The sequence below is a fragment of the Streptomyces sp. NPDC093586 genome (genome assembly GCF_044764905.1).
Lineage (GTDB): Bacteria > Actinomycetota > Actinomycetes > Streptomycetales > Streptomycetaceae > Streptomyces.
The window spans coordinates 35315-55799 of sequence record NZ_JBIWJA010000037.1 but is presented as its reverse complement, the minus strand read 5'-3'; the positions used below and the strand labels follow the sequence as shown (position 1 = coordinate 55799).

At 72.9% G+C, this 20485-nt stretch carries 19 protein-coding genes; 7 read left to right on the top strand and 12 right to left on the bottom strand.

Going from position 1 to position 20485, the window contains the following annotated elements; all coding sequences use genetic code 11:
• The first annotated feature begins 161 nt into the window (after positions 1 to 161).
• The 6 genes from ACIRFH_RS29530 (at position 162) to ACIRFH_RS29505 (ending at position 6864) form a co-directional block, all read left to right on the top strand.
• Positions 162 to 356, top strand: a complete 195-nt coding sequence (locus ACIRFH_RS29530; RefSeq protein ID WP_403527259.1) for a hypothetical protein — start codon at positions 162 to 164, stop codon at positions 354 to 356.
• Between the two features lie 6 nt (positions 357 to 362).
• On the top strand, positions 363 to 1112 hold the full coding sequence (locus ACIRFH_RS29525) for an aminoglycoside phosphotransferase family protein (RefSeq protein ID WP_403527306.1): 750 nt from the start codon (positions 363 to 365) through the stop codon (positions 1110 to 1112).
• A 437-nt stretch (positions 1113 to 1549) separates the two neighbouring features.
• A complete protein-coding gene (locus ACIRFH_RS29520; protein ID WP_403527256.1) occupies positions 1550 to 3451 on the top strand; it encodes a hypothetical protein in 1902 nt (633 codons plus the stop codon).
• Positions 3448 to 4170, top strand: coding sequence for a DUF6250 domain-containing protein (locus tag ACIRFH_RS29515; RefSeq protein ID WP_403527253.1), 723 nt, complete (start codon positions 3448 to 3450; stop codon positions 4168 to 4170). The genes ACIRFH_RS29520 and ACIRFH_RS29515 overlap by 4 nt, the downstream gene beginning before the upstream one ends.
• A gap of 696 nt (positions 4171 to 4866) precedes the next feature.
• Positions 4867 to 5070, top strand: a complete 204-nt coding sequence (locus tag ACIRFH_RS29510) for a cold-shock protein (protein ID WP_403527250.1) — start codon at positions 4867 to 4869, stop codon at positions 5068 to 5070.
• Between the two features lie 762 nt (positions 5071 to 5832).
• Positions 5833 to 6864, top strand: coding sequence for an LLM class flavin-dependent oxidoreductase (locus ACIRFH_RS29505; RefSeq protein WP_403527247.1), 1032 nt, complete (start codon positions 5833 to 5835; stop codon positions 6862 to 6864).
• 309 nt (positions 6865 to 7173) lie between these two features.
• On the opposite strand, the gene ACIRFH_RS29500 is transcribed toward ACIRFH_RS29505, so the two are convergent.
• The 12 genes from ACIRFH_RS29500 to ACIRFH_RS29445 form a co-directional block, all read right to left on the bottom strand.
• Positions 7174 to 8052 carry a deoxyribose-phosphate aldolase gene (locus tag ACIRFH_RS29500; protein ID WP_403527245.1) on the bottom strand — a complete coding sequence of 293 codons (879 nt, stop codon included), beginning with the start codon at positions 8050 to 8052 and terminating at the stop codon, positions 7174 to 7176.
• Between the two features lie 80 nt (positions 8053 to 8132).
• Positions 8133 to 9053 carry a TIM barrel protein gene (locus ACIRFH_RS29495; protein ID WP_403527242.1) on the bottom strand — a complete coding sequence of 307 codons (921 nt, stop codon included), beginning with the start codon at positions 9051 to 9053 and terminating at the stop codon, positions 8133 to 8135.
• Between the two features lie 191 nt (positions 9054 to 9244).
• Entirely contained in the window at positions 9245 to 9940 is a 696-nt protein-coding gene (locus ACIRFH_RS29490) for an MgtC/SapB family protein (RefSeq protein ID WP_403527239.1), read from the bottom strand.
• Positions 9937 to 10392 carry a hypothetical protein gene (locus ACIRFH_RS29485; protein ID WP_403527237.1) on the bottom strand — a complete coding sequence of 152 codons (456 nt, stop codon included), beginning with the start codon at positions 10390 to 10392 and terminating at the stop codon, positions 9937 to 9939. The genes ACIRFH_RS29490 and ACIRFH_RS29485 overlap by 4 nt, the downstream gene beginning before the upstream one ends.
• On the bottom strand, positions 10389 to 11195 hold the full coding sequence (locus tag ACIRFH_RS29480) for an MBL fold metallo-hydrolase (RefSeq protein ID WP_403527234.1): 807 nt from the start codon (positions 11193 to 11195) through the stop codon (positions 10389 to 10391). Before ACIRFH_RS29480 ends, ACIRFH_RS29485 begins: the two co-directional genes overlap by 4 nt.
• Complete coding sequence (locus ACIRFH_RS29475; protein ID WP_403527230.1) at positions 11192 to 12007, bottom strand: HAD hydrolase family protein; 816 nt, start codon at positions 12005 to 12007, stop codon at positions 11192 to 11194. The genes ACIRFH_RS29480 and ACIRFH_RS29475 overlap by 4 nt, the downstream gene beginning before the upstream one ends.
• Positions 12004 to 12834 (bottom strand): inositol monophosphatase family protein, encoded by an 831-nt coding sequence (locus ACIRFH_RS29470; protein WP_403527227.1) that lies wholly within the window; start codon positions 12832 to 12834, stop codon positions 12004 to 12006. The genes ACIRFH_RS29475 and ACIRFH_RS29470 overlap by 4 nt, the downstream gene beginning before the upstream one ends.
• Entirely contained in the window at positions 12831 to 13631 is an 801-nt protein-coding gene (locus ACIRFH_RS29465) for an HAD family hydrolase (protein WP_403527224.1), read from the bottom strand. Before ACIRFH_RS29465 ends, ACIRFH_RS29470 begins: the two co-directional genes overlap by 4 nt.
• 94 nt (positions 13632 to 13725) lie before the next feature.
• Positions 13726 to 14511: an HAD family hydrolase gene (locus tag ACIRFH_RS29460; RefSeq protein ID WP_403527221.1), complete on the bottom strand. Its 786-nt coding sequence runs from the start codon at positions 14509 to 14511 to the stop codon at positions 13726 to 13728.
• Positions 14499 to 15641: an ABC transporter ATP-binding protein gene (locus tag ACIRFH_RS29455; protein WP_403527218.1), complete on the bottom strand. Its 1143-nt coding sequence runs from the start codon at positions 15639 to 15641 to the stop codon at positions 14499 to 14501. Before ACIRFH_RS29455 ends, ACIRFH_RS29460 begins: the two co-directional genes overlap by 13 nt.
• A gap of 7 nt (positions 15642 to 15648) precedes the next feature.
• Positions 15649 to 17505: an ABC transporter permease gene (locus ACIRFH_RS29450; protein WP_403527215.1), complete on the bottom strand. Its 1857-nt coding sequence runs from the start codon at positions 17503 to 17505 to the stop codon at positions 15649 to 15651.
• A gap of 67 nt (positions 17506 to 17572) precedes the next feature.
• On the bottom strand, positions 17573 to 18787 hold the full coding sequence (locus ACIRFH_RS29445; protein WP_403527212.1) for an ABC transporter substrate-binding protein: 1215 nt from the start codon (positions 18785 to 18787) through the stop codon (positions 17573 to 17575).
• A 287-nt stretch (positions 18788 to 19074) separates the two neighbouring features.
• On the opposite strand from ACIRFH_RS29445, the gene ACIRFH_RS29440 reads away from it, so the two are divergent.
• On the top strand, positions 19075 to 20382 hold the full coding sequence (locus ACIRFH_RS29440; RefSeq protein ID WP_403527209.1) for a phytase: 1308 nt from the start codon (positions 19075 to 19077) through the stop codon (positions 20380 to 20382).
• The last annotated feature ends 103 nt before the right edge of the window (positions 20383 to 20485 follow it).

Here is a 20485-nt window from a genome sequence, read left to right as displayed (position 1 = left end):
GTGTCCGCGCCGGGGCCGGACGGGTGGCCGGGCCTGCCCGCCCGGCCGGGTGCTACCGCATCAGCGGTGCCGCTCGTGCTCAGGCAGTGTCTTCCGGTCCGTGACCGCGAAACCCTCCCGGCCCGGTATGAGCCCGGTGCGGCTGCTGGTTCCATACGCGCATGGAGAACGTCCCGAACGTGGAAGCCCCGCTCTCCGACCCATGGCGTGCGCACTTCGCCGACCGCGGGCACACGGGTGTCCGCCGTATCGGCACCGGTGTCGAGGGTGTCGTCTACCGGCTGGGCGCGGGCCGGGCCGCCAAGGTGTGGAACGGGCGGCCACCAGCCGGTTTCGAGCTCATCCGCCAGGTGTAAGCGGACATCGCGCAACACCCCCTGCCGTTCTCCACTCCGGAGATCCTCGACGTCGAGGACCACGGGGGCGTCCTGGTGACGTACGAGCGCGAGCTGCCCGGAGTCCCGATGCGGGACGGCTCCGCGCACACGGACCATGGACGCGGGCCGTCCACCCGGCACAGCGACGTTCTCCTGGCCGTTCTGCGGGGACTGGCCTCCGTGCCCGGCACCGACGCCATGCGCCGGCTGACCGTCCAGGGGGACGACCGTCCGCTGTGGCGGGGTCACGACTGCTTCCGCGATGCGCTCACGGCCCTGGTCACCCGGGCCGTGGCCCGCCACGGTGCTGCCCTGGCCGGTTGCGTGCCGGACTTCGAGGCGGGAGTCGAACGCACACAGAAGGCGCCGCGCTCGCTCCCCGACACCCCGGTGACAGCGATCCACGGCGACCTCCTCCCGTCCAACATCCACATCGACGAGGCCGGCCGGCCCGTCGCGGTGCTCGACTTCGGCTTCCGCACGACCGCGGGCGACCCGGCCTTCGAGGCAGCCGTCGCCGTCGTCTGGGACATGTACGGGCCGCGCGCCGAGGAGCAGACCGCGGAACTCACCGGGCTCTTCGCCCGCGAACTCGGTTACGCACCGGCGGCCCTGACCACCTATCAGGTCGCCTCCATCCTCACCGCCTACGACCTCTTCGGCCCGGACGGCAGCGGCGGGCACTTCCGGTGGTGCGCGGAACCGCTGCGCAGCAACGCCGTGTTCAGCGCCTGAGAAGACCGGCCGCCGTCCAGTGGCGGTACCTCGTGGTGCGGCTCCATCGCCCCGCGGAGACAGGGTCCCGCGGAGACAGGGTCCCGCGCGCCACGGCCCCGGCCCACTCGGATTCGCCGCGCGCTCGCCGCCCATGGCGAGCGGGACGGCGCGTCGTGGCCCGATGACGAACTCCTCGCCTCCCCCGGCCCCTTCTCGTCCTCCGCCGCCGTCATCGTGTGTGCGGGATCCGGACAGAAGCCGCCCGGGCACCGTCACCGGATCAGCGGTCCCGCCTTCGGCCCCGGCCCGGACACCGGCCTCCGCGACGGCCGCAGGGCGCCCCCCACGAGCTTTCGTGATCATTTCATTGCGGTCTTGTGGCAGGACGGTCCGGGCGGTGACCGGAACGGCAGAGTGAGGGCCACGTGACACCGCCCTCGAAGGAGCACCGTCCCATGAAGTCCACGCGCCGCCGAAGAACCGGTGCGACCGTCGCCGTCCTCCTGACCGCCCTGCTCGGCGCGTACACCGCCGACGCGGCCGCCGCCGACACCGCGCGGAAGGCCCCCCGCCGGGTGGTGGAGGACCTCGACCGCGGCCTGGTCGCCGTCCCCTCCGGCGAGGGGACCTTCCTGAGCTGGCGGTTGCTCGGCACCGAGTACGCCCGCGAGGGTGACGACATCGCCTTCGACGTCTACAAGAACGGGCACAGGCTCAACCGCACGCCGATCACCCGCTCGACGACGTACCGGGACGTCTCCAGGGGCAGGGGGACGTACACGGTGCGTGCCGTCGTCGACGGGCGGGAGGAACGGCCGAGCCGTGCCGCGCTCGAACTCGCCGACGGATACGCCGAGATCCCGCTCGCCGCCGCCGACGGCTACACGGTGCAGCACGCCTGGCCGGGTGACCTGGACGGCGACGGGCGGTACGAACTCGTCGTCAGCCGGCTCTCCACGGACCGCACCGGAACCGACCTGCTGGAGGCGTACACGCTCACCGGCCGCAGGCTGTGGCGCGTCGACCTCGGGCCCAACTCGCTCGCCCAGGCACCCGGCAACGGGGCCAACGACCCGGCCCCCGCGGCCGTCAGCGGCTCGACCGCCATCGGCGGCTACCGCAACGACGACAACGTGACCGTCTACGACCTCGACGGCGACGGCCGCGCCGAGGTGCTGCTGCACACCGCCGACGGCACCACCTTCGCCGACGGCGCGAGGGTCGAAGCGGCGTCGCCCGCCGCCCAGTTCGTCTCCGTCGTGGACGGGCGCACCGGCAGGGAACGGACCCGGCAGCCGGTGCCCGAGGACTTCACCGCCGACGGCCCCTCCGGCGGCCACTTCGGCGTCGCCTACCTGGACGGCTCCCGTCCCAGCCTGGTCACCAAGCTGGTCACCCGCGCCGGCGCCAAGCGCGGCGCCTTCCGCATCCTGTTCCAGACCTGGGACTTCGACGGCACCGACCTCACCCGCCGCTGGAAGTACGTGGTGCCCGCCGGCAGCGGCGCGACCAGCTTCCACCAGATCCGCACCGTCGACCTGGACGGCGACGGCCGGGACGAGATCGCCGACGGCAACTACGTCGTCGACGACGACGGCACCCTGCGCTATGTCATCGACGGCGCCGGCCACGGCGACCGCTTCGACATCGCCGACCTCGACCCCGCCCGCCCCGGCCTGGAGGGCTTCGCCATCCAGCAGACCGAACTGGGCGTCACGTCCCGTTTCCCCTGGTACTACTACGACGCGGCCACCGGTGAGCGCCTGGTGACCGGTGCGCACCCGGCCCACCCGGGGAGCGACGCCGACCTGGACGTCGGTCGCGGCAACGCCGCCGACATCGACCCCGGGCACCCCGGCTACGAGTACTGGACGTCCACCGCCGACGTCACCCGGCCCGGCGCGGGCGTCTTCAACGTCCGGGACGGCAGGATCTCCGCGACCACCCCGAGCATCAACTTCCGCATCTGGTGGGACGGCGACCGGGCCGCCGAACTCCTCGACTCCACCCACGTCGAGAAGTGGGATCCGTCGACCGGGACGAGCACGAAGCTCTTCGACCCCTCCGGCGTGGTCTCCGGAGCCCGTAACGCGACACCGTTCTACGGCGACCTGCTCGGCGACTGGCGCGAGGAGATCCTCACCGAGACGGCCGACCACACGGCGCTGCGCCTGTACACCACCACCGAGCCGACCTCCACACGCCTCTACACCCTCGCGCAGAACCCCGCCTACCGACTGGGCTGGACCGTGCGCGGCTATCTGCAGTCCACGTACACCGACTACTACCTCGGCACGGAGACCCGCCGGGTCCCGAGGCCCGCCCTCACCACCCCCACAAGGAGCCGGCTCCCATGACCACCACACGTAGGACCTTCGCCGCGCTGGCGGCGGGAGCGGCGCTGGCCGCCGCCGTCCCCACGGGCACCGCGCAGGCGGTCCCGGGCCGCCGTCGCGGGCGTCTCCTCGCCCACGACGACTTCCGGCACGGCCTGCGCCGGTGGGCCGTCGAGCTGGAGGACGGCGGTACCGTCACCGCCTCCCGGGGCACCCTGGAGATCGACGTGCCCGCCGGCGCCACCGTCTGGTTCAAGGAACGGCTGAGCGGCCCGTACGTCCTGGAGTACACCGCCACGCCGGTCTCCGGGAGCGGCCCCCACGACCGGGTCTCGGACCTCAACAACTTCTGGAACGCCACCGACACGCGCTCCCCGCACGACCTCTTCGCCACCCACCGGGACGGCACGCTGGCCGACTACGACCGGTTGCGGACGTACTACGTCGGCTACGGCGCCAACACCAACACCACCACCCGGCTGCGCCGTTACGTCGGCGAGGCGGGCGTGCGCCCGCTGGTCCACGACTACACCGAACCACTGCTCGTGCCCGATCGGCCGCACCACGTCCGGATCCTCTCCGACGGGCCGACGGTGCGCTGGTGGAACAACGGCCGTCTGGTCTTCGACTACCGGGACCCGGAGCCGTACACCGCCGGGCACTTCGCCTTCCGCACCACGTGGAGTCACTTCCGCATCACCGACTTCCGCGTGTGGCGGGTGGCGTCCGGCCTCCGCTGAGGACCGTTCTCCGCGGTCCGTCGCGGGCTCACGCGCCCCGGACGGCGTCCTGACCGTCCCCGGGGCCCTGGCACCGAGGCGGCGGGGCCGGCAAGAGAGGACTCGTCGAAGGCGAGGTGCCGGTGGCGGGGGAGCCGCCCCGGCGAGCAGGGCCCGGAGCTCCTGGTCCTCCGGGCCCTGTTCGGACCGGCATCTTTTGACAGGGGCCCCGGGCCGTTCCAGGGTGGGGAGAGTTCTGGGCTTCGAGGAACGGGCCCGAGGGCCGGAAGGGGTGAGCCCGATTCTCTCCGCGGACCTCACCGCGCGCGACGGCCGCTCCACTGTGAGCGTGGTCGGCGCCATCGATCCGTCCTGCGTCCAGCAGCTGACAGACGTCCTGGTGGCCGGGCACGTGAGGCCGGCGTGGCCTCGTCGTCACGGGCGTCACCATGCTGCCTGCGGTCAGGTTCTTCCGTCCGGCGGACGTGGGCCCACCGCTCGGACCGCACCCCCTCGACGCCATGCCGGTCGCCCCGCGCGGTCGGGCTGCCCCGGGAAGCACCCGGGGAATGCAAAGGACCGGGTGACATACGGGGCGAGGCCAGGCAATGCCCAGCGTTTCGGCTTCCCGGCGTCCGAGCCGACGACAATGATCGACCACCCGGCGTGGCAGCACACGGCTGCCCGACGTTCGTTCCCCAGCGAAGGAGACAGGCCATGGCCACCGGCACAGTGAAATGGTTCAACGCGGAGAAGGGCTTCGGTTTCATCGAGCAGGACGGCGGCGGGCCGGACGTGTTCGTCCACTACTCGGCGATCACCGGCGGCGGCTACCGGGAGCTCAGCGAAGGCCAGAAGGTCCACTTCGACATCACCCAGGGAGACAGGGGCCCGCAGGCCGAGAACGTCAGCCCGGCCTGAGAGACCCCGCCGGACCCGTGGACCGACACGAGTCCGGCCCACGGACCGGCGCGGACGTCCCGGTACGCGTTCTCCGGCGGCTTCGCCCCGGGAGGCGAGGCCGGCTGCCCTCGGTCGCGTCCTTGGACGTGGTGTACGGGCTCCCCCGCCCGGCTGATGTCGTCGTCCCGCATCAGGCGGGCGGTGCCGACCCTGCCACGCCCGCACGTCGGGGACGTCTCACGCCGTGCGGGCGCACAGCTGTCCGACGGCTTCGCGACAGGGTGCCGGCCGATCGTCCGCCAGGAGGTCCCATCGGCCCGTGTCCGTGCCCGGTCCGCCGGCCTGGCCGCCATGTTCGCGTGCTTCACCACCGTCGGCCTCACCGCGCTGCGACGCGAGCGTTCCGAGGCCGGCCGGCCCAGCTTCGCCCACTGGGCCGCCGGGCAGGAGTGGCCCGTACTCCCGGCCCCCGCCCGTCGGACCGGTGACATCCCCGCCCACGGCTCGCACCCGTCCCTTGCCGAGGGCCTCGCTCTCCCCCTCACTCCACGGCCATCGAACGGAGCCGGGCAAGCCCGACCGAAGCGGCGGCGCGCACCGGGCAGCGGCCTCTGGTCCCCGGCGGGCTCGTCGGCTTTCTCCTCGTGGGTGTTTCGGTCTTGTGAACACCCGGGCGGAAGACGGTCCCCGGGGCCCGCTCCGCGCGGATGAGAGGCATGATCCGTCTGGTGAGAGGCGGCAGGCCCGTGGGGGCACCGGTCGGTGGGAGTCGGGGTGGAGATGGGTGACAGGGCGCTGAAGAGGCTCGGGTTCCTCACGATCGGGCTGTTCGACGAGGACGATCCGGGCCGTGGGCACGAGGACACGCTGCGCATGCTGGAGCTGGGGGAACGGCTCGGCTACGACAGCGCGTGGGTGCGCCACCGCCACCTCCAGTACGGGATCGCCTCGCCGGTGGCGGTGCTCGCGGCCGCCACCCAGCGCACCAGCCGCATCGAACTGGGAACGGCGGTCACGCCGTTGGGGTGGGAGAACCCGCTGCGTCTCGCCGAGGACTGGGCGACCGTGGACATCCTGTCCGGCGGGCGCCTCAACGCCGGTGTGAGCACCGGAGCGCCGATGCACTACGAGCGGGTGAGGGACGCGCTGTACCCGGACACCGCCGACGCCGAGGAGTTCGGCTACGCGCGGGTGCGGCGCCTGCTCGACCACGTCGCGGGTGAGCCGGTCACGGACTTCCGCGGCACGGAGGGCATCGAGTCCTACTCCGATCGCGTGCAGCCCCACTCCCCCGGCCTGCGGCGGCGGATGTGGTACGGGGGCGGCAGCCTGCGCTCGGCCCGCTGGGCCGGGGAGAACGCGATGAACCTCCTCACCAGCAGTGTGGTCAAGGCCGAAGGACCCGAAGGCGGAACCGGGGCCGGGGATTTCGCCGCGATCCAGCTCTCCCACATCCGGGCCTTCCGCGCGGCGCACCCCGACGGGGAGGCCGCACGGGTCTCCCAGGGGCTCGTGGTGGTCCCCACCGACTCCGCCGACGCCGCGCAGCGCGCCAGGTACGAGGAGTACGCCGCGCGGCGGCTGCCCCGCACCAGGAGCCCGCAGGGCCCGGCCCGTCTGCTGTTCGCCCCGGACCTCGTGGGCCCGTCCGAGTGGATCGCGGAGCGCCTGCGGGCCCACGCGGCGTTCCGGGAGGTGGACGAGGTGGCCTTCGCCCTGCCGTTCACCTTCGGCCCGGAGGACTACGAGCAGATCCTGACCGACATCGCCGGCCGGCTCGGTCCCGCGCTGGGCTGGAGGCCGGCGGCCTGACGGTCACCGTGCCGGATGGGCGGCGGAGCCGGCCTCGGCGTGTCCGGGTCGTGGGTTCCAGTCGGTCCGGACGGCGGAAGCCGGCAGAGACGTCCGTCGCGCCCCGGGCGCCTGTGTGCCGAGCCCGCACACGGTATGGGCTCGGCACCCGCTACGGGCTCGAGGGGCTGTACGGCCCGGAGACGTCCCCGTCCCACGGTTTCCCGGCGGCCCCGGCAGGCGGATCTGCGGACCACCGTCCCCGGCGGGGGCAGTGGCCGCGGTCTGCCGTCCGGGGCCGGTGACTGTGCGCCGGTCGGGCGTGGTCGCTCATGCGCCGCTCCCGTGGACGATCCCGGCCGCGATGTCGACGGCGGCGGCGACGTCGCCGCCGGGCGGGTAGAGCAGGGCGCGCCCGACCACCAGTCCCCGCATGGCCGGGAGCGACATCGCCGTCGCCCAGGACGCGTACGTGTCGTGCGGATCGCCCTGCGGGTCACCGCCGAGCAGCAGGGTCGGCAGGGTGGTCGCGTCCAGGACGCGCTCGAGTTCGTCGACGACCGGCAGCTTCAGCCAGGTGTGGGCGCTGCTCGCGCCGAGTGCGCTCGCGATGTGGATCGACCTGATGACGCTGTCGGGGTCGAGGAGGTTGCGGGCGCGGCCTTCCTCGCGGACGGTGAGGAACGGCTCGACCATGGCCATGAGGCTGTGCTCGGCGAGGCTCGTGACGGCGGCGGCGGTCGCCTGCAGGGTGGCCACGGTGCCGGCGTCGTCGAGGCAGATCCGGGTGAGCGTCTTGCCGCCCTCGAGTCCGTGCGCGGCGATCGCCTCCGCGGTGTAGGCGGTGAACCGGTCGTCGAACTCGAAGGAGGCGCCCTGGAGGCCGCCGCGGTTCATCGACCCGATGGCGATCCGATCCTCCAGGGCTCCCATCAGCAGCAGGTCGTCGAGCAGGTCGGGGGTGCCGAGCACGCCGTCCACCCCGGGGCGCGACAGGGCGGTCGCCAGGCGGTCGAGCAGCGCGGTACGGCTCGCCATGGCCGCCTCGTCGCCGCGCGCCCCCAGGGCTCCCCGGGCGGGGTGGTCCGCGGCGACGATGAGCAGGCGGCCGTCCTCACCGGTCAGCGGGCGGCGGGAGCGCTTCTGCCAGGACCGTTCGATACGGCCGGGCTCGCGGACGCGGATCTCGGTCAGGTGTGCTGCGTCCATCACGCGGTCCCTTCGCCGTGGCCGGGCGGGTGGTCGTCGACGCCGGTCCGTCCGTCGACGGCGGGCTCGTGGGCCATCGGTCAGTGCTCCACGGCGTCTGCGGCAGACCCGTTGTCGGTGGCGAGGGAGCGGAGGTGGGCGACCGAGGCGCGGACGTCGTCGAGGGGATCGGCGCCCCCGTCCTCGCCGGGTGCGGCCCGCAGGATGGTGTCCTGTTCGAGTACGTACCATCCGGCGTACCCGTCCGCCTCGAGCAGCCGGACGATTCCGGCGATGTCGACGTCGCCGGCGCCCAGGGGGACGTACATGCCCTCGGCGACGGCCTCGGTGTACGTCGTGCGGCCGGCCCGCACCCGGTCGGCGAGGTCCAGGCGCACGTCCTTGAGGTGCACGTGGGCGACGCGGCCGGGTTGCCGGGCGGCGAGGGCGAGGGGGTCGCCGCCGCCGATGAGCAGGTGTCCGGTGTCCAGGCACAGTCCGATGCCGGACCCGTCGAGCACCCGCTGTGTCTCCTCTCCCGACTCGACCATCGTCCCCACGTGGGGGTGCAGGGTCGCGAGGACGCCCGCGCCGGCCGCGGCGGTGGAGATCCGGTCGAGGTTGGCCAGGAGGACGGACCACCCCGCCGCGTCGAGCACCGGCCGGTCGTCGTAGCCGTCGGCCCCGGTCGCCGCCGCGACGACGACCGTGCGGGCGTCGGCGGCCAGGAGACCGGTGAGGGCCGCCTCGACCTCGGGGAGCGGGTCGTGGTCCGGGTCGTGGAGGACGACCGGCACGAACTGGCCGACGGCGCGCAGGCCGTGCGAGGCGAGCGTCGCGGCCTTGTCCGCGGGGGCGTCGGGCAGGAAGCCTTCCGGTCCGAACTCGGTGGCCGCGAGTCCGGCCTCGCGCATCTGCCGCAGGACCAGGTCCGTGCCGAGCTGGTGTCCCCAGCCCGGGACTTCGCAGACGCCCCAGGAGATGGGGGCTCCCGCGATGCGCTGGGTGAGGGGTGCGGTCACGGCCTGCCTCCTTCGGCGACGTGGACGGCGTGGGTCGACCTGATCGGCATCCGTGCCTCTTCTCTGTCCGTCGTGGTGTGCCGGGCAGGCGCCCGGCTCTCGTGATCGAGCCTGCCCTCACCCGCAGCGACCTGTCAACCTATTGTCCTTACATATTGACTGACATGTTCCGGCGGTGGGGGCGGCGTCCTTCAGTCCGCCTCGTCCTGCAACAGCGTCACCTCGGTGATCCCCTCACGGCCGGAGAGGCGGGGCACCAGCTCGTCGTGCACCCCGTTGCCGGACAGCTCCAGCAGGACGCCCACCTGGGCGGGGGCCGCGTCCACCGACGGGAAACCGGCCGTCCGCAGCCCGGCCACGTGGAATCCCGCCCCCGTGCATTCCCGGACGATGTCGCGCAGCAGTCCGCGCCCGTCCAGGTAGCTGACGCGCAGCAGCACCGTCTCCGTGGGCGAGCGGGGCAACTGCCGCGCGACCAGGGGGAACACGAACGCCACCACGAGGTAGGCCCCGGTCACGGCGGCGGCCAGCACCAGCAGCCCCGCGCCGGCCGCCGCTCCGATCGACGCCGCCAGCCACACGCTGGCCGCCGTCGTCAGACCGCGCACCGCGTCCCTGCGTACGAAGATCAGTCCGCCGCCGATGAAGCCGATGCCGGACACGATCTGCGCGGCGACACGCGACGGATCCAGTCCCACGCCGGGCATCCCCAGCATGTCCGCGAAGCCGTACTTCGACACCAGCATGAACAGCGCCGATCCCAGGCCGACCAGCACATGGGTGCGCAGGCCCGCCGATTTCTGGCGGTACTCGCGCTCCAGCCCGATGACGGCGCACAGCGCGAACGCCACTGCCAGGTGGACGAGTGATGTCCCGTCGTGGTTCACCGCGCCACCACCCCGCCCGCCGACCGGACCGCCGTCGGCCGGGCCACCGTCGGCCGGGCCGGCACGGCGTCGTGGACCAGGCCGTCGCCCGCCACCGTCGTGTCGTCACCGGACTGCCGGGCACGGCCGTCCCGGACCGCCGGGCTGCGGGCGGCCATCGGGATTCCGCGGTAGTGACCGGTGGCGCCGTCCACCGAGTCGGTGAACCGCGTCGGCCGGTCGCGGTCGAAGGGCGCCGGACCGTCGCCCTCCTCCCCGACCACCGCGTCACCGGGGAGGTGGGCGGCGAGCCTGCCGCGGATCGGACGCTCCACCCGCCGGCCGGTGCTCGTCCGGACGTCCGCCACCGACGCCTTCGGGCGGGCCCGCCGCGGTCGGGTGGGCGCTCCGATCACCGTGGCCGCCTCGCGGACGGTGCGGATCGCGGCGGACAGCCGCTCCGTGCGTGTCATCTCTCCTCTTCCGGGTCCGGAGCGCGTGCGGGGCCGCCGGGAGCCAGCAGCAGCCCCGGCCGGGCCAGCAGCACCGGGCCGGGGAACCGTGCCGCCGCCGCGGCCAGCGACCGGCCGGCGTCCTCCCACGGCCGCAGATGGGTCACCGCCAGGAGCCCGACGCCGGCCCCGGCGGCCAGTTCCCCGGCCTGCCGGGCGGTGAGGTGGTGCGGAGGCGGTCCGGTGTGATCGCCGTCCCAGCCGTGCCCGTCCCGGCCGTGCGGCGCGGCATCCGGCCCGTCGCCGGGTCCCAGCGCCGCCTCGGCCAGCAGCAGCCCGCTGCCGCGGGCCAGTTCCACGAGCTCCCGGCACGGTCCCGAGTCGCCGGTGTACGTCAGCGAACCGTCATCGGCCTCGACCCGTACGGCGTACGTCTCCACCGAGTGGCGGACCGGCGCCAGGCGCAGCCGGAACGGCCCGCACTCCAGCTCGCCGGGGCGGGAGTCCTCGAAGGCCAGCGGCGACGGGCGTCCCACCCTCGCCTCCGTCCCGGCCGGTGCGATCACCCGGGTCGGCACGGGGCGGGCGGTGAGCTTCTCCTGGGCGTACGCCAGCGCCGCCAGGTCCGCCGAGTGGTCGCCGTGCCGATGACTGACGACGACGGTGTCCACCTGGCCCGGCCGGGCGTGGGTCAGCAGCGTGCCGAACGCGCCCGTGCCCAGGTCGAGGAGCAGCCGGTGTCCGCGGTGCTCGACCAGGTAGCCCGAGCACGGGTTGCCCGGACCCGGCACCGACCCCGAGGACCCGAGGACGGTGACGATCACCGCCCGGTGCCTTCGACGACGCGCTCGACGAGGTCGGCCACCGCGCCGAGCGCGCACGGTCCCACCACGACGTCCGCGGCGGCACGGACCTCCTTGTGCCCGTCGCCGACCGCCGCGCCCAGCCCGGCGGCCCGCACCATGGCGGTGTCGTTGGGGTTGTCACCGATGGCCGCGACGCGGTCCATCGGCACGCCCGACCGCTCGGCGAGGTGACGTACCGCCACTTCCTTTCCCGCGGCGCCCGGCAGGATCTCCAGGTAGGTGTCCTCCGACTGCAGGAGGCGCGCCGCCGGGCAGTGCCGGGCGGCGAGCCGCGCCAGCGGGCCGAGGCCCGGCCGGTCGGCGATCAGCATCACCTTCGTCGGGGCCTGGCGTACGGGGTCCTCGCGCAGTTCGATCCGGTCGCGTCCGGCGTACGCCGCCAGCGAGGGGGCGTGCCGCAGCACGTGGGCGTCCTCGCCGGCGAAGGCCACCGCTCCCACCCCCTCGGGCAGTTCGGGGAGCAGGTTCTCGCACAGCGCGTGCCACGAGGGGCCCAGGTCCAGGTCGAGCAGCCTCCTTCCGGTCAGCGGATCGACGACGCGGGCACCGTTGTAGACGATCATCGGTGTGCTCAGGCCGAGTTCCCGGTGGTAGCGGCCCGCCGACACCTCGTTGCGGCCGGTGGCGACGACCACGGTGCCGCCCATGTCCTGGTAGCGCCGCAGTGCCCGGGCGCTGCGGGGCACGATCCGCAGGTCGCGGTCGACCAGGGTGCCGTCGAGGTCGGTGACGATCCACAGGTAGCGCAGGTCCGCTCCGGGCGGTGTCATGAGGCGCTCCTCGCGGGCAGGCGGGAGAGGTACCAGTCGACGAACTCCCGGGCGGCGACCGGTTCGAGGTTCGCCCCGTGGGCGAGGTAGCCCGGCTGGTCCCAGCCGTCTTCGCCGGCGAAGGCCTGGTAGACGCCGCCTGAGCGCCGCACCAGCACCCGGGCGGCGCAGATGTCCCAGGCGTTGACGGAGGTGCCCAGGGCCGCGTCGCACCAGCCGGCCGCGACGTGGGCGAGGGTCAGCGCGGCGCTCCCGGTGCGGCGTACGGTGCCGTAGCGGGCGACGAGTTCACCGAACCGGGGCAGCGTCTGCGGGTCCTTCCACGCCAGTTCGCGGGTGGTGGGGAAACCGGTGATGAGCAGCCCGCGGGCCTCGTCGCGCACTCCGCCGGGGCGCAGCGGCTCGCCGCCCAGGTGGGCGCCGGTGGCATCGGCGGTGAAGACGTGTCCGGCGACCGGGTCGACGATCGCGCCCGCCACCGGTTCGCCGTCGACCGTGGCACCGACGGAGGTGCAGAAGAAGGCGAGTCCGCGGGCGAAGTTGGCGGTTCCGTCGATGGGGTCGACGTACCAGGCGATACGGCCGCCGCCGTCCTGGCGGCCGCCCTCCTCGCCGACGACGGTGCTGTCCGGCACCCGGTCGAGCAGCAGTTCGCGGATCCGCTCCTCGGCCCGCCTGTCGTGCACGGTGACGGGGTCGTGCTCGTCGCGCTTGAAGTCGACCTCCATGGCGTCGCGGAAGGCCGCCGCCAGGTCGGGGGCGACCGCCAGCGCCGCCTCGGTGGCCGTCTCGCGCAGCCGCACCGACAGCTCGTCCAGTTCGTTCATGCCGCCGCCTCCTGCCCGGTGGTGTGTCCGGCGCCGTGGGCCAGTGCGGTACGCAGCAGGCCGAGCAGTTCCGTTCCGTCGGCGACCTCGACGTCCGGCTGCGGACGGGCCTTCGGGTCGCGGCGGTCGGCCGGGCGCATCAGGATCGTCGCGCCGGCCCCGGCGCGCTTGCCGCACACCACGTCGCGGTCGTAGTGGTCGCCGACGTACCAGCAGTCGGCGGGGTCGACCGACAGGGCACGAGCGGCCAGCCGGATCATCTCGGGGTCGGGTTTGCGCAGCCCGGTCTCGTCGGAGTAGACCTGCACGTCGAGCAGGGGGTGGGTACCGAAGCGGTGGGCGAGGTCGCGGTTGAGCGAGCCGACCAGGGTGTTGGACACGATGCCCGTGCGCACGCCGTGCTCGCGGGCGAGCCGCAGCGTCTCCAGCATGCCCGGGGCGAGGGTCCTGTCGCTCTCGGCGAGGACCATCTCGCGGCACAGCGGGACCGCCTCCGCGCCGACCAGGGCGCGCGCCGCGGGGGGCCAGTCGGCGGCGATGAAGTCCTCCCACAGCTCGCGGTGTCCGGTCTCGCGGGGCGCGGGGGTGCGGGCGAGCCCGTTCTTCCAGGCGCGGTAGGCGGCCCTGCCGGCCTTGATGTCCCCCAGCACGACGTCGCGGTCGAGGCCCGCCGAGGGGCCGATCAGCGCGTGCACGCGGTCGGCGAAGGCGGCCATCCGCTCGGGGTGCTTGACGGACCGCATCAGCACACCGCCGTGGTCCAGCAGCAGCGCCCGCGGGGGGCGGAGCGTCGTCACGGGGTCTCCCCTCGGGTGGTTCGGGTGGTCGGAAGGGTGCGCGGCGCGCGGCCGGCCGGCCCGGGCCCCCGGGCGGCGCCGGGGCGGGCGGGCCTCATCGGGCCTGCGGGGCAGCGGCCCCGAGGAGCAGTTCGCGCAGCCCGTCCGGGTCGCCGACGACGGCGTCGGGTTCGGCCCGGACGGTGTAGGGCCGGTCGTAGGTGCCGCGGGCTTCCATCAGGACGGTCGCGCCGGCCCCGGCGCGTTTGCCGCACACCACGTCGCGGTCGTAGTGGTCGCCGACGTACCAGCAGCCGGCCGGGTCGGTGCCCAGGGCACGGGCGGCGATGCGGATCATCTCGGGGTTGGGTTTGCGGACGCCGGCCTCGTCGCTGTAGACCTGCACCGCCACCCGTTTGTCGAGGCCGTGCCCGGCCATGTGGTCGCGGTGCACCGATCCGGCGAGCGCGTTGGAGACGACGGCGACGGCGATACCGAGGTCGTCGCAGGTGTCGAGGAGCTCGGGGATTCCTGCGCGGGTGGCGCGGTCCTGCTTGAGTTCGCCGAGGCGGTGGCAGAGCGGATCGGCGTGGGCGGTCACCCAGGCGTGCGCCGCGGGGGGCCAGTCCGCGGCGACGAACTCGCTCCAGAAGCGCCGGTGGGTCATCTCCTCGGGGGCCGCCGGCCGGCTCATCGCGTTCTTCCAGTGCGCGTCGGCCGCGGAGCCCGCCTCGAGGTCCGTCTCGATGTGTTCGACGCTCAGTTCGCGGCAGCCCGCCGCGGTCAGGGCGGTGTGCAGTTCGGTGGCGAGTTCGTGCGCCCAGGTGGGCCGGTTGGTCGTGGCCACGACCACCCCGCCGAAGTCGAGCAGGAGGGCTGTGGGGCGGGTCAGCTGGCCCATGTGGCGGTGTTCTCCTTCGTCGGTACGGCGTCGGACGCTTCGTCGGGCAGCCTGTCCCCCGACGTGTCGAACAGGTGCAGGTCGCTCGTGCGGACGGCGCAGCGCACGACCGAGCCGGGGGCGGCGCGCACGTCGGTGTACGCGACCAGGTACAGCTCGGTGTCCTCGGCGCCCACCAGCACGGTCCAGCTGGATCCGGTGGGCAGCGCGGTCTTCACGGTGGCCTCGAAGACGAAGGCGTCCGCGGGCGGCCGGTCGCCGTCGCCGAGCATCCGCAGGTGCTCGGGGCGGGCGCCGATGGTGGCCGGCCGGCCGGTGAGACCGGGACGTTCGGCCAGGACCCGGTCGCGGGCGGCCTCGGTGAACGCGTCGGCGCCGACCTCGAAGAGGTTCATCGGAGGGCTGCCGACGAAGCGGGCCACGAAGGTGTTGGCCGGCCGGTTGTAGACCTCCATCGGCGGGGCCATCTGCTGGACGAGCCCCTTGTTCATCACCACGACGTGGGTGGCCATGGTCATGGCCTCCAGTTGGTCGTGGGTGACGAAGACGATGGTGTGGCCGGTCTCGTCGTGGAGGCGCTTGAGTTCGGCCCGCATGTCCAGCCGCAGCTGGGCGTCGAGGTTGGACAGCGGCTCGTCGAGCAGCAGCACGTTCGGGTTGACGGCGAGCATGCGGGCCAGGGAGACGCGCTGCTGCTGGCCGCCGGAGAGCTGGGCCGGGTAGCGGTCGGCGGCCCATTCGATCTGCATCATCTTCAGCGCGGCGGCGGCGCGTTCGGCGCGCTCGGCCGGTTTGACCCTGCGGACCCTCAGGCCGAACTCGACGTTCTTGGCGACCGTCAGGTGCGGCCACAGCGCGTAGTTCTGGAAGACGAGGCCCATGCCGCGCTTCTCCGGCGGGACGAAGACGCCGTCGCGGGTGGAGTCCATGATGCGGCCGCCGACGGTGATGGTCCCGGCGTTGAGCGGCTCCAGCCCGGAGATCATGCGCAGGGTGGTGGTCTTCCCGCACCCGGAGGGGCCGAGCAGGCACGTGAACGAGCCGTCGGGGATCTCCAGGTCCAGGTTGTCGACCGCGGGCGGTCCGGAGCCGTAGCTCTTGCGCACCGACGAGAGCGTGATGGTCGGCATGACGTCTTCAGCCTCCGAGTCCGGACGACAGGTTGGTCTTGGTCAGGCGCTGGGTGAGATAGGTGGCGAGGAAGGAGACCAGCGCGATGACGAGCACCACCGCGTTGGCCATCTGGTCGTAGGCGTAGTCGACGAGGTTGATCGACAGCGTGGTCAGCAGCTGGGTGCCGGTGGTGGTGAGCATGATGACGATGCTCAGTTCCTTCAGTCCCGAGATGAACGGCAGGATCACGCCGGTGGTCAGGGCGCCGCGCTGGATCGGGATGATGATCTTGCGCAGCCGGGTGAACCAGCCGGCCCCGGAGACCTGCGCGGCCTCCTCGGGTTCCCGGCCGAGCTGTGTCATGGCGCTGATGCCCGAACGCGAGGCGTAGGGCAGGTGGGTGACGGCGAGGACGATCACCAGCAGGCTGACCGAGCCGTACAGGGCGGGGACCGGCCCGCGGCGCACGGCGAACAGCGAGAGGAAGGCGGCCGCGAAGGCGATGCCCGGCACCATGTACGGCAGGAAGCTGATCTGCCGCAGGAGCGAGCCGATCCTGCTGCCGCCGGCGCGGACCACGACGTAGCCGACGAGCAGTCCCACCACACCGCAGATGAGGGCGGCGAGGCCCACGATGCGCAGGCTGTTCCACGCGGCCTCGTAGAGCGTGCTGCCGCGCAGCACGCCGTGCGGGAAGCCGGGGGCGCCCGGCAGGTGGGCGCCGATCCAGTACTTGAGGGTGAAGTTGTCGGCGCGGAAGACGCCGGGGGTCTTGCTGACGGTGGACAGGGCGAGGGTGGCCACCGGGACGACGACGCCGGCGGTGAACACGGCCAGCGCGGCGCCGAATGCGGGCCGGCGCCAGCGTCCGAGGGCGGAGACGCGGTCCATGGCACCCTTGCCGCCCACCGTAATGAACCGTTTCTGTTCCCGGGCGAGCCGGGTGTCGACGAGGATCACCAGGACCCCGATCACCACGATGACCGCGGTCAGCACGGCGGTGACACCGCGCTGGTGGCTGTTGACGGCCCGGAACAGCGAGGTGGACAGCAGGCTGTAGTCGACGGGCAGCCCCAGGATGTAGGGGGTGCCGAAGGTGCCGAGGATGCGGCCGAAGACCAGCAGGACCGAGGACGACAGCGACGGCAGCATCAGCGGGAGGGTGATCCGGGCGGCGACCGTGCGGCGACCGGCGCCCAGGATGCGCGCGGAGTCCTCCAGCTGGCTGTCGATGCGGCGCAGCGCGTTGCCGAACAGCAGGAGGACGAACGGGTAGTAGTGCAGGCCCAGGCAGAGGATGATCGGTACCTGGCCGTACGCCAGCCAGTCGGGCGTGTGCACGCCCCACGACTCCAGGATGCCGATCTGTCCGCCGGAGGAGTCGTTCTTGAACAGCGCCAGCCACGCCAACGCGAAGGTCCAGGACGGCAGCATGTACGGCACGACCAGCGCGGTGGACAGCCACTTGCGGCCCGCCACGTCGGTGCGGGTCAGCAGCCAGGCCATCGATCCGCCGAGCACCACGGCCACGACCGTGACCCCGATCGCCACCACGACGGTGTGCAGCAGCGGCTCCCAGAACAGCAGCCTGGCCACCGGTGAGCGGAAGACCCGCCAGAAGTAGTAGCTGGTGACGCTGCCGGGCCTCTGCCGGGCCTGGCCCTCGTCGCCGTACTGCACCCGCGTGGAGTCGGAGAGCACCGCGATCAGCGGTGCCAGGACCAGGTAGAGGAGGACGGCGACGAGCAGGACGCCCAGGAGGTGCGTCGGCTCGTGCCTGAGGACGCTCAGCCGGTAGCGCAGCCGGCTGAGCCGGGTCCCGGCCGGCCCGTCGTCGGCTTCGGGCTGGGCGGTGGCGGGTGAACGGGTGGCGGCGGCCATACGCGGGTCTCCGTAACGTGTCCGTGTGCGGGCCGGCCCGGCCCGGGCGGACGGGGCCGGCGGTCGGTCAGCCGTGGTTGAGGCGCCAGAGGTCCTGCATCGGCTGGAGGTTGTCGAAGTCGCTGCCGAGCTTGGCCGGGTCGAACACGAAGAGCTGCTTGTTCCAGTCGGTCAGGCCGTCCGGCATGAACGAGCCCTGCTTCAGCTTCGGATTGCCCGGTACGCCACCGGTCTTCAGCTGGGTGTCCACGCCGTCCTGCGTGAGCATGAAGTACACGAACAGCTTGGCCGCGGCGGGGTGCTCGCTCTTCGTGGCGACGGCCGCGTACTTCGGGTACTGGTAACCGGTCCAGGGCCGCATCCCGGTGCAGACCCTCATGCTGTAGTTCTTCTCCTCCACGTCACGGAACTTCGCGTTGGACACCAGCGCGACGCGGTCCTTGGTCTGGTTCGGCGAGGCGACCGCGGCGGCGGCGTCGTCGTCGGAGGAGGTGAGGATCGGGCTGTTCTTGGCCAGTCCCTTGATCCAGGCCTCCGCGGCCGAGTCACCGGCCGGCAGTTCCTTTCCGTACTTCGCCCGGTACGCCTGCCGCAGCTGGGTCTCCCCGCCGGCCTTCAACTGGTTGAAGAACTCGACGATGTTGGGCTTGCCCAGCGGGTCCTGCAGGGCGACCTTGCCCTTCCAGGCGGGGTCGGCCAGGTCCCAGATGTTCTTCACCGGGCACCCCTTGGGGAAGAGCTTGGGGTTGTAGATCCACATGTTGCCCTTGGACAGGATCTGCAGAGGGCTCTGCCGGGCGGCGGGGATGTCCTTGGCGAGGCTGCCGGGTATCCAGGTGTAGACGACCTTCTGCGCCAGCAGCTGGCCGACGAGCGAGGGCCCGTCCTCGTAGAAGGTGGCGTCGATGGTGACGTTGCCCGCCTGGTTCTCCCGGGTCATCTTCTCCAGGGTGTCGCCGACCTTGCTCTTGACCCCTGTGGCCTTGATGCCGTACTTGGCGGTGAAGGCCGCGGCGGTCTTGGTGATGTCACCGGTGCTGTCGTAGACGGTGACGCTGCCCTCCTTCTTCGCCTCGGCGACGAGCGTGTCCAGGTCGAAGCCGGAGTCGATCTGCGGCTTCGCGCTCGCCTTGGCGCCGGCGTCCGAGCCGGTACCGGTGGAGCCGCCGGACGGCGCGCAGGCCGCCGCGGCGCCGAGCGCGCCGGCGAGGACGACGGAGACGGCGATGCGCCGACGACGACCGCCGGACAGGGCGACGGACCGGAAAGAGGAGCTGGGCATGGTGTGACCTCCCGCGGTGTCCCGGAGGGAAACCGGGCTCGAATGGCGTGGTCCGAGGCCATCGAGCACCGCTCGGCGACCTGATGCCCGACAGCTTCGACCGGCCCGAAGCCGTATGTCAAGACATCAGGATGAAACCAGAACACACGATGTTCACCTCCCGGCAACCCGCAGGCCACCCGCCGTACACCCGGAGAGCGGCCGACAGACCCCTTTATTTGTCAGCACATTCTTATGTAAGGTCCGTTCTCACCGATGGGGTGACCCACCTTCGTCAAGGAGGAACCATGCACAGACGCACCCGCCTGGCCGCCGGCCTCGCCGTGCTCGTGACCGGGCTGACCGCCGCCACCGCCACCGCCTCCACGCCCCCGCACCCGGGCGACCAGACCGTCGCACCGGCGTACGCCAAGGCCGAGACACGGGCTCTCTTCGACGACGAGGCCGGCGGCAACTCCGACGCCGACGACCCCGCGATCTGGTACAACGCCGCGCGCCCGGGCTCCAGTCTGGTGCTGGGCACGGCCAAGGAGGGGGGCCTGGACGTCTACCGTCTCGACGGCGGCCTGGTGCAGACCCTCCCGGCCCCGGCCGCGCCCGCGGCCGACTCCGCTCCCGGCCGCTTCAACAACGTGGACGTGCTCACCGGCCTGCGCTTCCCCGACGGCCGGCGCTCGGACGTCGCCGTCGTCACCGACCGCGGCCGCGACCGCATCCGCTTCTACCGGATCGACGGCTCCCGGCCGGGCACGCCGCTGACCGACGTCACCGATGCGGCCGTCCCACGCGCCTTCGCCGCCACCGAGGCCGAGGTCGACGACCAGTACACGGCGTACGGCACCGCGGTGTGGCGGGACCCCGACTCCGGCCGCTCGTACGTGCTCGCCAGCCGCCGCCACGCCCCCGACCTCGCGCTGTTCGAGCTCCGTGTCACCCGGTCCGGCACCGTCACCTACGAGAAGGTCCGCACGCTCACCCTTCCGAGCAGCTTCCGCACGCCCGGCGGCGTCTGGAGCCCGTGCCAGGACCCGGGCGAGGGCCCGCAGATCGAAGGCCTGGTGGTGGACGCCGAGGAGGGTGACCTCTACATCGGCCAGGAGGACGTCGGCCTCTGGAAGGTGGACGCCGACCTGGACGACGAGCCGGAACTGATCGACCGGACGCGCCAGTTCGGCATACCGGCGGTCTACGACCCGGAGACCGACGAGTGCGTGGCCGGTGCCGACCCGGGGTACGGCGGCGAGCACATCACGGCGGACACCGAAGGGGTCACCCTGTTCCGCGGGCCCTCCGGCCGGCAGTACCTGATCGTCTCCAGCCAGGGCGACTACACCTACTCCGTCTACGACACCTCGGACGACGACGAGTGGGTCGGCTCCTTCCGGGTGGCTCCGGGTGCGGTGATCGACGGCTCCGAGGAGACGGACGGCATCGCCGCCACGGGCCGTGCGCTCGGCAGCGCGTTCCCGAACGGCCTGTTCGTCGCCCAGGACGGCTACAACGCACCGGCCACCGGTGACGACGGCGACCGCTCCAGCACCAACTACAAGCTCGTCGACCTGTCCGACGTGCTGCGCGCCGCCGGGGTGCGCTGACCGCACGGACCGCGCGGGGAGGACGGCGGCCACCGTCCGCGCCGTCCTCCCCCTTCCGCGGACCCGCCGTGTGCCGACCGCGCCCCGCGTCCGTGCCGTACCC

Bases quoted from the DNA above. Each gene is read 5' to 3' on its own strand.
- ACIRFH_RS29530 (WP_403527259.1), top strand. From the start codon at position 162: ATGGAGAACGTCCCGAACGTGGAAGCCCCGCTCTCCGACCCATGGCGT.
- ACIRFH_RS29520 (WP_403527256.1), top strand. From the start codon at position 1,550: ATGAAGTCCACGCGCCGCCGAAGAACCGGTGCGACCGTCGCCGTCCTC.
- ACIRFH_RS29515 (WP_403527253.1), top strand. From the start codon at position 3,448: ATGACCACCACACGTAGGACCTTCGCCGCGCTGGCGGCGGGAGCGGCG.
- ACIRFH_RS29510 (WP_403527250.1), top strand. From the start codon at position 4,867: ATGGCCACCGGCACAGTGAAATGGTTCAACGCGGAGAAGGGCTTCGGT.
- ACIRFH_RS29505 (WP_403527247.1), top strand. From the start codon at position 5,833: ATGGGTGACAGGGCGCTGAAGAGGCTCGGGTTCCTCACGATCGGGCTG.
- ACIRFH_RS29500 (WP_403527245.1), bottom strand. From the start codon at position 8,052: ATGGACGCAGCACACCTGACCGAGATCCGCGTCCGCGAGCCCGGCCGT.
- ACIRFH_RS29485 (WP_403527237.1), bottom strand. From the start codon at position 10,392: ATGACACGCACGGAGCGGCTGTCCGCCGCGATCCGCACCGTCCGCGAG.
- ACIRFH_RS29475 (WP_403527230.1), bottom strand. From the start codon at position 12,007: ATGACACCGCCCGGAGCGGACCTGCGCTACCTGTGGATCGTCACCGAC.
- ACIRFH_RS29470 (WP_403527227.1), bottom strand. From the start codon at position 12,834: ATGAACGAACTGGACGAGCTGTCGGTGCGGCTGCGCGAGACGGCCACC.
- ACIRFH_RS29460 (WP_403527221.1), bottom strand. From the start codon at position 14,511: ATGGGCCAGCTGACCCGCCCCACAGCCCTCCTGCTCGACTTCGGCGGG.
- ACIRFH_RS29455 (WP_403527218.1), bottom strand. From the start codon at position 15,641: ATGCCGACCATCACGCTCTCGTCGGTGCGCAAGAGCTACGGCTCCGGA.
- ACIRFH_RS29450 (WP_403527215.1), bottom strand. From the start codon at position 17,505: ATGGCCGCCGCCACCCGTTCACCCGCCACCGCCCAGCCCGAAGCCGAC.
- ACIRFH_RS29445 (WP_403527212.1), bottom strand. From the start codon at position 18,787: ATGCCCAGCTCCTCTTTCCGGTCCGTCGCCCTGTCCGGCGGTCGTCGT.
- ACIRFH_RS29440 (WP_403527209.1), top strand. From the start codon at position 19,075: ATGCACAGACGCACCCGCCTGGCCGCCGGCCTCGCCGTGCTCGTGACC.